This window comes from Streptomyces sp. NRRL S-1022, from assembly GCF_000720135.1.
Classification (GTDB): Bacteria; Actinomycetota; Actinomycetes; order Streptomycetales; family Streptomycetaceae; genus Streptomyces.
In genome coordinates, this window is record NZ_JOIU01000041.1 from 16,690 (window position 1) to 31,306 (window position 14,617).

The following is a 14,617-nucleotide window of genomic DNA, read 5'->3' on the forward strand; positions in this document are numbered from 1 at the left end:
TCGCCGGGGACCGGTTCCCCGAGCCGCCCAGACGCCCCGTCACCTACCAGGAGCTGAGCGCGTCCACCTCGGACGGCCGTCCGGCCGATGGCGGCGCCATACTCGTCGCCCGCCGGAGGGTCCGTATTCGCCGCTCCACGCGCCTCCTCCGGCCCGGCCGGGGCCCCGTGGGGGCTGCTACCGAACCGCGCCCCGCTGTCCGCGTTCCGCGGACCGGGCTTCCGGCGCACCGCTGTCACCGGCCGACCCGGCCGGCTGGCGCATCCGGCACGTCGAGGCGATCGCGGACCGGCTGACGCGGAATGCCGCGGTGCTGCTCGGCAGAACCCTGCCCCGTCGGCCGGACGACGCTGAGCCGCGCGGCACCGCGCGTTTCACCCGTGGATCCACATCCGGCAGAACCATGTCTGGAGGACACCGTTGTGACGTCGTCAAGTACATGCCTGCACCACCGGTTCGAAGAGGTGGTGCGCCAGGGCCCGGACCGGGTCGCGGTGACGGCCCCGGACGGCAGCTTGAGTTATGCCCAGCTGAACGCCCGCGCCGGCGAGCTGGCTGCGCGGCTGCGGACTCTCGGGGTCGGCCCCGACGTACCGGTCGTGCTGTTCGCGGACCGGTCCACGGAGTTGCTCATCGGCCTGCTGGGCATTCTCAAGGCCGACGGGGGCTATGTGCCGGTCGACCCGGACTACCCGGCGGAGCGCGTCGCCCTGCTGCTGAGGGAGAGCGGCGCCCGGGCCGTGGTCACGGCCGCCAAGACGGCGGACCTGCTGCCTCCCGTCGACTGTCCCGTGGTGGTGGCTGGGGCACCGGGCGACGAGAGCGACCGCGCCCCGGCCGCCGCGCCGGCCACCACCTCCTCCGGCGGCGGCGATCTCGCCTATGTCATCCATACCTCCGGCTCGACGGGTGTCCCCAAGGGCGTGGCGGTCGAGCACCGCAATGTGCTCCGGCTCTTCGAACAGACGGCCGGCACTTACGGCTTCGGACCCGACGACGTCTGGACGCTCTTTCACTCGGCGAGCTTCGACTTCTCCGTCTGGGAGATGTGGGGGGCACTGCTGCACGGCGGTCGGCTGGTCGTCGTGCCGTCCGAAGTGGCCCGCTCGCCCACGGAGTTCCGGGCTCTCCTGGCCGACGAGGGGGTGACCGTCCTCAACCAGACGCCGTCCGCGTTCCGTCAACTGGCCCTTGTGGACGAGGAGGAGGACGGCCTCGACAACCTGCGCCTGGTCGTGTTCGGGGGTGAGCGGCTGGACCCGGCGCTGCTGCGGCCGTGGTTCGCCCGGTACGGGCAGCGTGGGCCGCGTCTGGTCAACATGTACGGAATCACAGAGACGACCGTCCATGTCACCCACCACACGCTCACCGAGGCCGACCTGGAGCTGAACGCCAGCCCCATCGGCGTACCGCTGGACGACCTGATCGTCCGGCTGCTCGACTCCTCGGGCGCGCCGGTGCTCGACGGAGAGCCTGGTGAGGTCCATGTCTTCGGGCCCGGGGTGGCCCGCGGCTACGTCAACCGCCCGGACCTGACAGCAGAGCGCTTTCTGGAGATCAACGGCGAGCGCTGTTACCGCAGCGGCGACCTGGCCCTCCGGACAGCCGGCGGGGAGCTGCTGTATCTGGGCCGGATCGACGCGCAGCTGAAGGTGCGCGGCTTCCGCATCGAGCCGGGCGAGGTGGAAGCGGCCCTGGCCGTCCATCCGAAGGTGGCTCAGGCCGTCGTCGTGGCGGAGGACCATGGTGACGGCGATGCGCGGCTCACCGCCTATCTGCTCGCTGCGGGTGACGCTCCGCGCGGGTTCGGCCCCCGGGCCGCGGCCGCGCTCACGGAGGAGGTCGCAGAGCTGGCCCGCCGGACGCTCCCGGCGCATCTGCGGCCGTCCGCCTACCGGCTGGTGCCGTCTCTCCCCCTGACGCCGGAAGGCAAAACGGATCGCTCCGCGGTGGCCGCGCTCGCCCTGCCCTGGCACGCGCCCGCCGAAGAGCCGGACGACACGGCGCCACGCGTGCCGGAGCGGGTCGTGCGGGACATCGCCCAGGAGGTGCTGGGCCGCGAAGTGCCCGACTCCGACACTGACCTGTTCGACATAGGGGCCACCTCGCTGGCCTTCGTCCGCATCCTGCACGCCGTCAACCAGCACTTCGGCATCACCGTCAACGTCACCGACCTGGGGGGTGTCGCCAGCGTGCGGCAGCTCGCCATCTGTGTCGACTCCGCCACCACGCAGAGCATGGGAGCCTGAGCCTGATGACCACGGAACCGATCACGCCGGGCGCGGACCGCACGTTCGCGCTGAGCCCCGAGGAACTGGCCCGCTTCCGCGAGCAGGGCTTCCTCGGCCCGTTCAAGGTGTACGAGATCGAGGAGATGAAGGACGCCTGGCGCAAGGAGCGGTTGGCGCTGATGGACCGTTCGATGGCGGTCTACGGCGACGAGGCGGCCGAATCGGGGAACACTAACATCTCCAACTACGACCGCCACCTGGACTCCACGTTCCTCGCCGACCACATATGCCGGCAGGAGATCGTGGACCGGGTGCGCAGCGTCCTGGGCCCGGACGTGCTGAACTGGCGCACCGAGTTCTTCCCCAAGTACCCGGGCGACGAGGGCACCGACTGGCACCAGGCCGACACTTTCGCCAACGCCTCCGGCCAGCCGCAGATCCTGTGGCCGGGCGACGCGGTCCACTTCGGTGGCACGATCACCGTGTGGACAGCGTTCACCGAGGCCAACGAGGAGAACGGCTGCCTTCAGTTCATGCCGGGCACCCAGCAGTCGATGTTCTACGACGAGACCAAGCGGATGCACTACTTCCCCGAGCGGATCAACCGGGAGAGAAAGGGCGATGTCAAACGGGGCTTCTTCGGCTACGACTACCGCGAGCTCCAGATCGACCCGGAATGGAGCCCGGACGAGTCCAAGGCGGTGTCGATGGTGATGCGCCCGGGCGAGGCCATCATGTTCTGGTCGACACTGATGCACGCCTCGCACCCGCACAGCGGGAACACCGACGAGATGCGCCTGGGCTTCGCAGCCCGGTACGTACCCACCTCGGTGCGCGTCTACCCCGACACAGAGGAGATCGAGGAGTACGGCGGCCGGGTGAGTCTGGAGAAGTACGGTGCCGTACTCGTCGCCGGTGAGAACACCTACACCCACAACCGGCTCGTCACCCGTACCACCCGCGGCCACGCGTTCACCGTCCGGTGACCGGCACCGCCGAGCGCGAGCGGGAGTGAGCCGAGCGAGCTGATCGAAGTGGCGGCCGGCCCGTCCACGCGGGCCATGCCGATCCTCGTCCGCCCGATGCGGAACACCGTTGCGGTACCGGCGAGGGCTCCGCCTCCGCGGAGTTGATCCGCGTCGCGGGCGGCCGATGGGCGATCGAGGAATGCTTCCAGACGGTCCACACCCGTCGAGCCCATCCTGCACTGGTCGACCTGGCACCGCCGGCGACGACGCCAGGTCCGCACCAGCCACTACCCTTGGGTGTTGCGGGCATCAGGCCACGGACCCGGGGCCTCGGCGGGTGTGGCTGATCGTCAGCCGCTGGTCCTGTGTGCCGTGGCCAGCGGCTCGCTGTTGAGGCCTGTCGTGTCGTCCCGGACGAAGACGCCGAGCCTCGGACGGTTTCAGTTCGAACTCCACGCAACCGGCCGACGCAGCGGCTGGTAGCCGGCCGGTGCGCTGATCTCCATTCGCGCATTTCTGTGACTGGCCCGCCAGCGACATGCTAGTGACCTGAGTCAGAGATTCGGTGGCAGTAGGCGGCGGCTTTGTCGAGGATCTCGTCTGCTGTCTTGGTCCAGATGAACGGTCTGGGGTGCTCGTTCCAGTCGGCGAGCCAGGATCGGATGTCGCGTTCGAGGGCTTGGACGGAGCGGTGGACGCCGCGCTTGAGCTTCTTCTGCGTGAGTTCGGCGAACCACCGCTCGACCAGGTTCAGCCATGATGCGCTGGTGGGCGTGAAGTGCAGGTGGAACCGCGGCTGCGCCAGCAGCCAGATGTCCTGTCTGCGCCACCCGGCCGGTGCCCACCTCCACCAAGGAAGGCACCATCAGCATGACATTGGCGGCGGCACAGGACACAGCGGACCAGGAGGTGTTCGGCGGTCGACTCCCATGCCGACACCCTCCCCGTCGCGGTCATCAGCGGCAACGGCGGCCACCTGGCGGACGCCGAGTTCACCACCACCACCGCCGGATATGCCGCGGCCCTGGCCTTCCTGAACGCACACGGCCACGTGATCGCGATCGGCGTGGAAGGCACCTCCTCCTACGGAGCCGGCTTCACCCGCGTCGCGGTGTCACACGGGCAGCACGTCGTCGAGGTCAACCGGCCCGACCGGGCCGAACGCCGCCGCATCGGCAAGTCCGACCCCATCGACGCCTACGCCGCCGCCCGCGCGGCCCTGTCCGGACGCGCCTCCAGCGCCCCCAAGGACGACACCGTCGCCGGCATACGCGCCCTGCACAACGGCGCCCGTTCCGCGGTGAAGCCCCGCACCGCCGCCCTGAACCAGATCGGCAGCATCCTCATCACCGCTCCCGAGACCGACCGGGCGAAGTACGGCCACCTCAAAGGAACGGACCGCACCGACGCCCTGGCCCGGCTGCGGCCGGCCGGTGGCGCGGTCCACACCGCTGTCCTCACCGCGCTGAAAAGCCTTGCCCGACGGGTCAAGGAGCTGACCGCCGAGCACCAGGCCCTGGTCAAGGCCCTGGACAGCGTGGTGAGCGTCCACAACCCCGGCTTGCGAGCCGCCCGCTGCTCCCCTTGGGCCTGCCGCAGTGAGGGCCAGCCTGTGCAGGACGACTCCAGGCTGGCCTCGGGAGCCACATCAGGAGACGCTAGACTTTGCGACAGCAAACGGACGTGACTTGGTTGATCGCACCAAGTCCCTGGGGCGCGTGTTGCGCATCGGCCGTATAACGCGTGCCGTCGCTGTGCCCTGGCTTCGGGTGGCTCCCAAGAGGACAACCGAGTGCAAAGCCGCCCGCACCAGCGTTGTAACCCTCCTGTTCGGAAGCCCCGCCAGGCCGCACCCGCGGGGCTTCTCGTCGCACTCCGCTCGCACACCCCTATCACCGACTGCGTCGACTCCCCCGGACCAGAATGCCCTGACCTGGTAGTACGCGGTCGTCTTGGACTGGCTGGACGCCCACGGACGGTCTCTACAACCTGTGCCAGGTGGTGCCCAGTGAGGGACCCAGGATCAGGACCGGAGCGTCTTCTGGCCCGTCGAAGCGGTATTGCAGGGTGTTCGGGATGCGACTGTGCGGGTCTGACCAGGCGGAAGACCGCGCTCGGCCCGGCCGTGACGGACGGGCTCCGCCAGGCCCGACGCACCGGTGTGGGGACCCCACGCAGCGCGGCGGAGCACGCCTCACCACGGTGGGCGGGTGCGGGGCGTGGCGTCCCGGTGTCCGCCGGCCCGGCGCAACCCCGGCCGGTGCACGGCCGGGGTTCCCCGGGGGGTGAGCACCCCATCGCGCTCACCGTGGGTCAGGCGGGTCAGCGCTGCAGGGTGAGGACACCCGGCCGCCACGGCAGTTGGTCGTAGGGGCCGCTCGCGGTGGGGGACTTGCCCTGGTAGAGGAACTGCAGGTTGCAGGGGTCGATGGTCATGGTCTGGTCGGGGTTGTTGCGGACCAGGTCACCGTGGCTGATGTCGTTGGTCCAGGTGGCACCGCTGTTGGCCTTGCCCGCGAAGGGGTTGCTCTCGCCGGCCGCCTGCGGGGTCCACGAACCGCTCAGGCTGGACGCCGTGAACGAGCGGAAGTAGCGCTGCTCATTCGCACCCCGCGCCTCGACGATCATGAGGTACTGGTTCTGGCCCTGGACCTTGTAGACCTGCGGCGCCTCGAACAGGTTCTTCACCGTGTCGCTCATGACCGTCGTGTACGACGAGCCGAAGTTGCCCGGGAAGTTCCCGATCGGCATGCTCGCCCGGTAGATCTTGCCGTTGTCACCGGCGAAGAACAGGTACATGTTCTGGCCGTCGGCGATCAGGGTCTGGTCGATCGGGGCGGCGTCTGGGATGCCGCCGGTGAACAGCGGCTGCGGTGCGGACCAGCCGTTGGGGTTGGTGGGGTCGCTCGACGTGCGGTAGATGAAGGGCCACGCACCCCACTGGTACGCCAGCACCCAGATGTTCTTGGGCGCGAAGTAGAACAGCGTGGGCGCCACCGCGGACTGGCTCATCCCGGCCTGCCCGGCCGAGGCCATGTCCGACCAGTTGGTGAAGGGGCGGAACATCATCGAGCCGTACGACGATCCCGACACGTTCGACGCGTAGACCAGGTGCTTGCCGTTGTACGTCACGTTGGTGAAGTCCTTCAGCGCGACCCACCCGTTCGCCGGCTGCGCCAACGCACCCGTCGACGACCACCGGTACGTCGACGGAAGAGAACACGTGCCGCCTCCCGGCGGGGTCGCGGACAGGCCGGACCACTTCTGGTTGCTGCTGCCGGTGCACGTCCAGATCTCCACCGCCGTGCCGTTGGCCGTACCGGAGCCGGTGACGTCCAGGCACAGCCCGGACTCCACGCCGACGATCGTCCCGTCGGAGTTCACTCGCCACTGCTGGTTCGCGCCGCCGCTGCAGGACCAGATCTGTACCCGGGTGCCAGCCGCGGTGGCGTGGCCCGGAACATCCAGGCACTTGTTGCCGTACACGGTCAGCTGGTTGCCGTCCGTCAGCGTCCACTGCTGGTTGGTCCCGCCCGAGCAGTCCCAGATCTGCAGGTACGTGCCGTCGGTCTGGCCGGCGTTCGGCACATCGAGACACCGGCCGGAACCGACGCCGCGCAAGGCCCCGCTGGTGGCCGCCTGAGCCGGGCCGGCGACGAGCATCGCCGCCAACGCCACCAGGGCCGCGACCGCAGCGGTGAACACCACGGACACATGCCTGCGGCTGAAACTTCGTCTGCGCATGAGAACCTCGTCATCCTTGAGTGAGCGGTTTCACCGGGCTTCGGGCTGCTGCGACAGGCACCGGCCTGTCCGGCTTCAGGGCGTGGCCAGTTCGAACCGCGTGACGCGGACCGAGCCGCCGAGCGCCTGGGTGGCGTGGTTGAAGAGGGCGAACCGGTAGCCCATGAAGAACCGCCAGTCGTTGCCCAGGGAGAACTCGGGTCCGAGGCGGGTGAAGGTGGTGCCGTCGGTGCTGTAGGAGAACGTCCCCGGGCGTGCCGCGCCTGGGCGGATGTCCGCGCCGGCGCGCAGCCGGATACGGCTGCCGGCAACGGCCGCGCTCGCGAGCTCGTAGCCGGTGCCGGTGGTGTTCCAGTTGCCGTCCATGGTCAGCCCGCCGACCATCACGACCCGAGTGGCTCCCCCGTCGCGTTTGAGGCCGATCCAGGCGGAGGAGTCACGCAGCAGTGCGAGTCCGGCCCGGTCGCCGTCCCGCATCCCGGAGTGGTCGAGCTCGACCGTGGCGGTGGAGGAAGGGCCTTGGATGCGATGCGTGAGGGTGTTGCGGGCCCCGTACAGGTCGTCGGTGACCGTCGCGGTCCGCAGGGTCAGACCGCTGCCGGCCGACCACTTGGTGTCGTCCGGGTTGTGGTTCCACTCCCACCTCGGTGCGAGGGATGCGCCGTCGAAGGTGTCGACGCCGGTCATGGGGGTGACCTGGCGGGGCGGCGGGGGTACGGCCGGGCTGGGATACGACGTGCCCCAGGCGCCGTTCACCAGTTGCACGACGGGCCAGCCGTCCGCGGTCCAGGTGACCGGCGCCAGCGCGGGCACCCGGCCGCCGGGGTAGGCGTCGACGAAGGCCAGGTAGTACCAGGCGCCGCTCTGCGTCTGCACCAGCCCGCCCTGGTGCGGGACTCCACCACCGGGGACCGGCCCGCGCAGGTCGAGGAGCACCTGCCGCAGCGTGTACGGACCGAAGGGGCCACCGGACGATTTCAGAACGTACTGCCCGTTCGCGGGGCGGGTCAGGAAGATGTAGTACTTCCCGTTGATCTTGTAGAAGCGGGAGCCCTCCAGGGTGCCGACGCTCGACGGGGCCGTGAACACCGGCTGCGTGCGGATCTGGGTGCGGCCGTCGGGGGAGAGCTGGGCGACGCTGATCGTGGTGTTGCCGTACGCCACGTACAGGGTGTCGTCGCTGTCGACCAGCAGTCCCGCGTCGTAGTAGGGCGTGCTGATCGTCGTCAGCCGGTTCCACGGCCCCTCGACGGCCGTCGCGGTGTAGAGGTACGTCCGGGCGAAGTCGATCTGGCCCAGCCAGTAGAACGTCCTGTTGCTCGGACGGTAGGCCAGCGACGACGCCCAGATTCCCCGGACGTAGCCGCGGGCCCCGTTCAGGTCGTACTTGGCTCCGAAGTCCAGTACCGGCACCGAGTGGCCGGCGATCTCCCAGTGCACCAGGTCGTACGAGCGCAGGACGGGCGCACCCGGCGAGTAGTGCATGGTCGAGGCCGAGGCGTAGTAGGTGTCCGCGACGCGGATGACGTCGATGTCCGCGAAGTCCTGCCAGATCACCGGGTTCGTGTACGCCCCGGCGGCGGCGTGGGCCGGCCCCTGGGCGGGAGCGGCCGCGGCGCGGGAGGCGCCCGTCGGCGGCAGAACCGCGCCGACGGCGAGGCCGGTGGCGGCCGTCAGCGCGCGACGACGGGGAAAGGGTTGATGCGGCCATGACATATCCATGTACGGCGTACTCCCTGTCCGTCATATCGAACAAGCGTCGAGGTATCGAGCAATGTGGATGATAGGGAACCGCTGAACGGCGTCAATAGTTCACGCATGATTCGCCGTTCGCGTCGAAACATTCGCCCCTGGATGCAGCTCGTTGGCGCGAGAACGGGCCGGGTTCGCGGATGGTGTTGACACGGCGGGTCGCCTCCCTAGTATCCGGGGCACCACGATTTTCCGAATGGCGTCCGAAATTTCGGACCCTCTCCGGATGTCCCCGGGAAAAGGAGCCCCAGGTGCCCAGACGATCAGGCGGACGACTGCTCCGCCTCCTCGCGACCGCCGTGCTGACGGTCGCCGCGTCCGTGACGGCCTCCGCCCACTCCCCCGCCACGGCCGCGCCGGGCAGCCCGGCGCTCACCCCGCCGCTGGGGTGGAACAGCTGGAACAGCTTCGGGTGCGGGATCACCGAGGCCCAGGTGCGCCAGGCCGCCGACGCGATGGTGTCCTCGGGCATGCGGGACGCCGGCTACCGGTACGTCGTGGTCGACGACTGCTGGTTCGACCCGCAGCGCGACCCAGCGGGCAGCCTGCGGGCCGATCCGGCCAAGTTCCCGAGCGGGATGAAGGCGCTCGGGGACTACATCCACGGCAAGGGGCTGAAGTTCGGCATCTACCAGGTGCCGGGGGAACGCACCTGCGCGCAGGCCACGGGCGGCTACCCGGGGTCCACCGGCAGCAGAGGCCACGAGGCCCAGGACGCGAAGACGTTCGCCTCGTGGGGCGTCGACTACCTCAAGTACGACTGGTGTTCATCGAGCGGTACCCGTGACGAGCAGGTCGCACGGTTCACGCTCATGCGCGACGCCCTGCGCGCCACCGGGCGGCCCATCGTCTACAGCATCAACCCCAACAGCCTGCACGCCATCACCGGAGCCACCTACGACTGGGGCGCGGTCGCCGACCTGTGGCGGACGACCGAGGACCTGCTCGACGTCTGGCAGAACGGCAACACCAACAGCTATCCGATGGGCGTCGGCAACGTCCTGGACGTCACCGCGCCGCTCGCGGCGCAGTCCGGCCCTGGGCACTGGAACGACCCCGACATGCTGGTCGTCGGCCGCCCCGGCCTGTCACTGACCGAATCCCGCTCGCACTTCGCCCTGTGGGCGCTGCTGGGCGCCCCGCTCATGGCCGGCAACGACATCCGCACCATGTCCGCGGACGTGAGCGCGATCCTGCGCAATCCCCGTCTGCTGGCGGTGAACCAGGATGCGCTGGGCGCGGGCGGACGCCGGGTGCGCGACGACGGGAACACCGAGGTGTTCGCCAAGCCCCTGTCCGACGGCTCGGTCGCGGTGGGCCTGTTCAACCGGGGCGGCGGCACCGCGACGGTCACCACGACGGCCGCTCAAGTGGGCCTGTCCGGTGGGTCGTTCACCCTCACGGACCTGTGGTCCGGCGGCACGTCGAGCACGTCCGGGCAGATCTCCGCGAGCGTCCCCGCGCATGGCGTGGCCGTGTTCCGGGTGACCGGTGGCACCCCGCTGGCCGCCACCACCTCACGTCTGCGGGGCAGCGGGTCGGGCCGCTGCGCCGACGTGGACAACGCCTCCACCGCCGCCGGGGCCACCGCACTGCTCTGGGACTGCCACACGGCCGCCAACCAGCTGTGGACCACGTGGGCGGGCGGCGAGATCCGCGTCTACGGCGACAAGTGCCTGGACGCCTACGACCAGGGCACCACCAACGGCACCCGTGTCATCACCTGGCCCTGCAACGGCCAGGACAACCAGAAGTGGACCCTCGGCTCCGACGGGTCGATCCGCAACGTCCACGCCGGGCTCTGCCTCGACGCCGGCGGGGCCGGCACCGCCGACAGGACCCCGCTGGTCCTGTGGAGCTGCAACGGCCAGGCCGGCCAGAGGTGGACCCGCGCCTGACCGAGGCCCGCTTCACACCCGGCCGGTGCGCGCACGTGCGGGCGGCGACGTCCTGCGGCTCCCGTCCGGTGCCGTGCCGGCCGGTCCGGGCTTACCGCCCGGGCCGGCTCACGCGACCGGGCGTTCGAGGGCCGGCTCGGCGCTCTCGCCGAGGAAGCCGCCGGACTGGTGCTGCCACAGCCTGGCGTAAGCGCCGTCCGCCGCGAGCAGGTCCTCGTGGGTGCCCTGCTCGACCACGCGTCCGCGGTCGAGGACGACGAGGCGGTCCATGCCGGCGACGGTGCTCAGGCGGTGGGCGACCACGAGGGCCGTGCGTCCCTCCATCAACCGCCACAGGGCGTCCTGGACGAGGAGTTCGCTCTCCGAGTCCAGCGCGCTGGTCGCCTCGTCGAGCAGCAGGACCGGGGCGTCGCGCAGGATGGCCCGGGCGAGGGCGACGCGCTGGCGCTGGCCACCGGAGAGTTTGACTCCCCGCTCCCCCACCAGGGTGGCGAACCCGTCGGGGAGCTGGTCGGCGAACTCGGTGACGTGCGCGGCCTCGGCCGCCGCGTGGATCTCCTCGTCGGTGGCGCCGGGCCGGGCGAAGGCGATGTTGTCCCGCAGGCTGCGGTGGAACATGGCCGGTTCCTGCGGGACGTAGGCCATCAGTGAGCGCAGGTCGGCCTGGCGCAGCCGGCTGATGTCCTGGCCGCCGATCAGGATGCGTCCGCCGTCGATGTCCGACATCCGCAGCAGGAGCCGGGTGAGCGTGGTCTTGCCGCCGCCCGACCTGCCGACCAGTCCGATCCGGGCGCCCGCGGGCACGTCCAGGTCCAGTCCCTGGAAGATCGGCTTCGCACCGGCGTGGGCGAAGGTCACCGCCTCGAAGCGGATGCCCGTGTCCCGCGGCGCGAGCGGTTCGGGGGCCGCCGGGTCGAGCACGGTGGGCGGGTCCAGCAGCAGTTCCGTGAACTGCGCGGCCTCGGTCATCGAGCTTTCCAGACGCCGGTAGATCTGGTTGAACTCGAACATGATCTGGGTGGCGTTGGAGTAGTAGGTGAAGCTGACGACGATCTCCTCGACTCCCCGGCCCGGGCCGCCGAAGGCGATGGCGACCAGCAGTCCCAGCACGCTGGTCAGCACGGACATGGGGGCGACCAGGGTGTCGACGCGCAGGTTGCCGTAGTCCCACGACCTGAGCGTCAGGTGCCGGGAGTCCGCGACACGGCGGCGGTGTTCGTCGGCCTCCCGCCGCTCCGCCGCGAACGCCCGGATGGTCTCCATGTTCATGAGGCTGTCGGCGACGTGGCCGGAGACCCGGGCGATCGCCGCCTCACGCTCGTTGACGAGCCGCTGCCGGCGACGGATCAGGGGTGTCGCGGCCACCACGGTCAGCGCGATCATCACGAGGAGACCGACGACGAGCATCGGTTCGTAGCTCCACAGCACCACGGAACCGAACAGCAGCGGGACGAGACTGCCCACGATCCGGTACGTCACGGTGTCGACGAAGTCCTCGAAGCGCTTGCCGAAGCTGAGCACCCGTTTGGTCAGCGAGCCGGCGAAGTTGTCGTGGAAGAACGCCGCGTCCTTGGCCAGGAGTTCGTCCATGCCGCTGACGTACAGGTGTTCCATGCCCAAGGCGTCCACGCGGTTCAGGCAGTGCTGCCCGACCCGCCACACGGCCTCGGCGAGCAGCAGCGTCGCGCCGAAGCCCAGCACGTACGGCAGCGCCTCGGCGAGGGTGAGACCGCCGTCGCCCGCGGCCTGTCCCGCCAGTTTGGCGATCAGCAGGGGGGCGATGTAGCGGATGCCGATGTTGCCCACGGCCGGCAGCAGCAGCGCGGGGAGGGTCAGCCGCCGTAGCCGCACCAGTTCCCGGCCGTAGCGGCGCAGTGCCAGGACGACGGCGCTCCTGCCCGGCGCCGGACCCCGCGTCTGTGTTGTCCCCATCACACTCCCGGAGGTTCGGAGGTGGGCAGTCTCCCCTCTGTGGAGTTTCCCGGTCCAGGCATTTACCGCGGACCGGCGAGAACCGGACAGAACGCGGCGGGCGGCTCGTCGGCGCGCCCGGCGTTCCGGGCGTCAGGGGCGGGGCCGCAGGGGCGGCCGCTCGGCGGGCGGGCGGCCGGCGATGCCGGTCAGCAGTCGTGTGCAGACGTCCCGGAGCTTGAGGTTGGTCTCCTGGGACAGCCGGCGCAGCAGGTCGAACGCCTCTTCCGCGGTGCACTGCTGTTGCTGCATGACGCTCCCGATGGCCTGGTCGACGACGCTGCGGGACGCGAGCGCGGTCTGCAGGTCACGGGTGAACTCCTCGGCGTCGGCCAGCCGCTGGGCCAGCGCGATACCGCCGCCGGCCTGCGCGGCGATCAGGGCCAGCGTCCGCCGGTCGCCCTCCGAGAAGGCTCCGGGGTCGGCGGCGTAGAAGTTCAGCGCCCCGGCGGTGTGGGTGCGCGCCGGGATCGGCAGGGACAGCGAGGAGCGGATGCCCAGGCCGGCCGCGAAGCGCGGATAGGAGCCCCACCGGGTCTCCTCCAGGACGTCGGGCACGTGAACGACCTCGCCGGTGCGCAGGGCCTGCAGGCAGGGCCCGTCGTCCTGGCCGTACTGCTTCTCGTCCAGCTTGTCGGCCACTCCCCCGGTGCTCACCACGGTCAGCGGCCGCTGACGCCGTTGCAGTGTCACACCGCAGCCGTCCGCGCCCGTGGCACCGAGCGCATCGTCGATCAGGTGCTGGAGGAACTCGCGCAGGGAGGCGGTCTCCAGCAGCCAGTCGATCATGTCCAGTGCGTACTGACGACGGTCGAGTCGGTCCACCACTCGTCACCTCCCGCGGCATCCCTTCCAGTCGCCCGACTCCGCTTCGTGCTGGTACCCGGTCCCGCCGCCGGGACGCGCCGGAGCCCCCGGGACCTTTCCCGGGGGCTCCGGTGTGGCACGCGGTCAGCGGCACCGGTTACTGCCGGAGCCCGGGTACCGAGGGCTTCCCGGCCATCGCGTTTCCGGAGACCCCCAGCCTGCGCTTCACCCGCCGAGGGCCCGCGGGGCGCCGGCGGGGACGGCGGGCGGCGGCGCCACGCTGCTCCGTCATGAAGCCGGGTCCGGGCGGCACCAGGGCGCGCCCGGGGTGTCGTAGCGGCTGCGGTTCCAGCGGCCGGCGCGGCCGGCGGGGACCTGCGGGATCGCCGGCCGGCGCCCGGACCGCCGGGGCCGGCGGTCCGGGCGGGCGCGGCTACAGGCGCAGGTCGTGGATGCCGCCGTCGACGGCGAGGATCGTGCCGGTGGTGCCGGAGGCGTCGGTGGCCAGGAAGGCGATGGCCTCGCCGACCTCCTCGGGCCGGGCCAGCCGGCCCAGCGGGTGGCGGTCGTTCAGCGCGTCCCGCTCGGCCTGCGGGTCGGCGGCCGTGGCCAGCACCCGCCGGATCCAGGGGGTGTCGACGGCGCCGGGCGCGACGGCGTTGACCCGGATGCCCTCCCGGACGTGGTCGGCGGCCATGGCCAGGGTCAGCGAGTGGACCGCGCCCTTGGACGCGGAGTAGAGGACGCGCCGCCGTACCCCCATCGAGGCGAAGACGGAACAGGTGTTGACGATCGCGGCGGCCGGGGACGTCCGCAGGTACGGGAGCGCGGCACGGGCGAGGCGCACCATGCCGACGACGTTCACGTCCAGCACGCGCCGCCACTCGTCGTCGTCGTTGCCGGTGATGTCGCCCTGCGCGGCGATGCCCGCGTTGTTCACGACGATGTCGATGCGGCCGAAGCGGTCGGCGACCTCGGCGACGGCGGCGCGGACGGACGCGTCGTCGGAGACGTCGCAGGCGATGCCGAGGGCCGGTGCGGCGACCTCCCCGGGTCGCAGGTCCAGGGCGGCGACACGGACGCCCCGGGCGGTGAGCGCGGCCGCGGCGGCCGCGCCGATGCCGGACGCGCCGCCGCTCACCACGGCCACTAGGGGATCGGACGGGAGTGCTTCGCTGGTGACGGCCACGGCGGGCGCCTCCTTGACGGTGGGTGCGGACGGTGGGTGCGGTCGGTGGGAAGGGGG

The 14,617-nt window shown here is 70.9% G+C and carries 8 protein-coding genes and 2 pseudogenes; 4 read left to right on the plus strand and 6 right to left on the minus strand.

From position 1 onward, the window contains the following. Positions 1 to 422 precede the first annotated feature (422 nt). Positions 423 to 2,249 carry an amino acid adenylation domain-containing protein gene (locus IG05_RS0138085; RefSeq protein WP_234336196.1) on the plus strand — a complete coding sequence of 609 codons (1,827 nt, stop codon included), beginning with the start codon at positions 423 to 425 and terminating at the stop codon, positions 2,247 to 2,249. Positions 2,250 to 2,254: 5 nt separating this feature from the next. After that, positions 2,255 to 3,217, plus strand: a complete 963-nt coding sequence (locus IG05_RS0138090) for a chlorinating enzyme (protein WP_030348699.1) — start codon at positions 2,255 to 2,257, stop codon at positions 3,215 to 3,217. Positions 3,218 to 3,740: 523 nt separating this feature from the next. Here IG05_RS0138090 and IG05_RS46110 read toward each other — a convergent pair. Further along, positions 3,741 to 4,010 (minus strand): annotated as a pseudogene (locus tag IG05_RS46110) (IS630 family transposase); the annotation flags it as partial. A gap of 120 nt (positions 4,011 to 4,130) precedes the next feature. On the opposite strand from IG05_RS46110, the pseudogene IG05_RS42840 reads away from it, so the two are divergent. Further along, positions 4,131 to 4,886, plus strand: a pseudogene (locus IG05_RS42840) (IS110 family transposase); the annotation flags it as partial. A 635-nt stretch (positions 4,887 to 5,521) separates the two neighbouring features. Here the strand turns inward: IG05_RS42840 and IG05_RS0138100 are convergent. Both IG05_RS0138100 and IG05_RS0138105 read right to left on the minus strand, forming a co-directional pair. Then, positions 5,522 to 6,943: a non-reducing end alpha-L-arabinofuranosidase family hydrolase gene (locus IG05_RS0138100; RefSeq protein ID WP_030348701.1), complete on the minus strand. Its 1,422-nt coding sequence runs from the start codon at positions 6,941 to 6,943 to the stop codon at positions 5,522 to 5,524. Between the two features lie 75 nt (positions 6,944 to 7,018). Beyond that, the gene (locus tag IG05_RS0138105) at positions 7,019 to 8,665 is read right to left on the minus strand and encodes a glycoside hydrolase 43 family protein (RefSeq protein WP_030348702.1); all 1,647 of its coding nucleotides are present in this window, start codon (positions 8,663 to 8,665) and stop codon (positions 7,019 to 7,021) included. 281 nt (positions 8,666 to 8,946) lie between these two features. Between IG05_RS0138105 and IG05_RS0138110 the strand changes: the two genes are divergently transcribed. Then, positions 8,947 to 10,593 (plus strand): glycoside hydrolase family 27 protein, encoded by a 1,647-nt coding sequence (locus tag IG05_RS0138110; RefSeq protein WP_030348703.1) that lies wholly within the window; start codon positions 8,947 to 8,949, stop codon positions 10,591 to 10,593. A gap of 108 nt (positions 10,594 to 10,701) precedes the next feature. Here the strand turns inward: IG05_RS0138110 and IG05_RS42845 are convergent, their stop codons facing one another. From IG05_RS42845 to IG05_RS0138125, 3 genes are all read right to left on the minus strand, one after another. Continuing rightward, positions 10,702 to 12,525: an ABC transporter ATP-binding protein gene (locus tag IG05_RS42845; RefSeq protein ID WP_051790693.1), complete on the minus strand. Its 1,824-nt coding sequence runs from the start codon at positions 12,523 to 12,525 to the stop codon at positions 10,702 to 10,704. A gap of 132 nt (positions 12,526 to 12,657) precedes the next feature. After that, on the minus strand, positions 12,658 to 13,353 hold the full coding sequence (locus IG05_RS0138120) for a GAF and ANTAR domain-containing protein (RefSeq protein ID WP_030348704.1): 696 nt from the start codon (positions 13,351 to 13,353) through the stop codon (positions 12,658 to 12,660). 451 nt (positions 13,354 to 13,804) lie between these two features. Then, complete coding sequence (locus IG05_RS0138125) at positions 13,805 to 14,560, minus strand: SDR family NAD(P)-dependent oxidoreductase (protein WP_037815540.1); 756 nt, start codon at positions 14,558 to 14,560, stop codon at positions 13,805 to 13,807. Positions 14,561 to 14,617 lie beyond the last annotated feature (57 nt).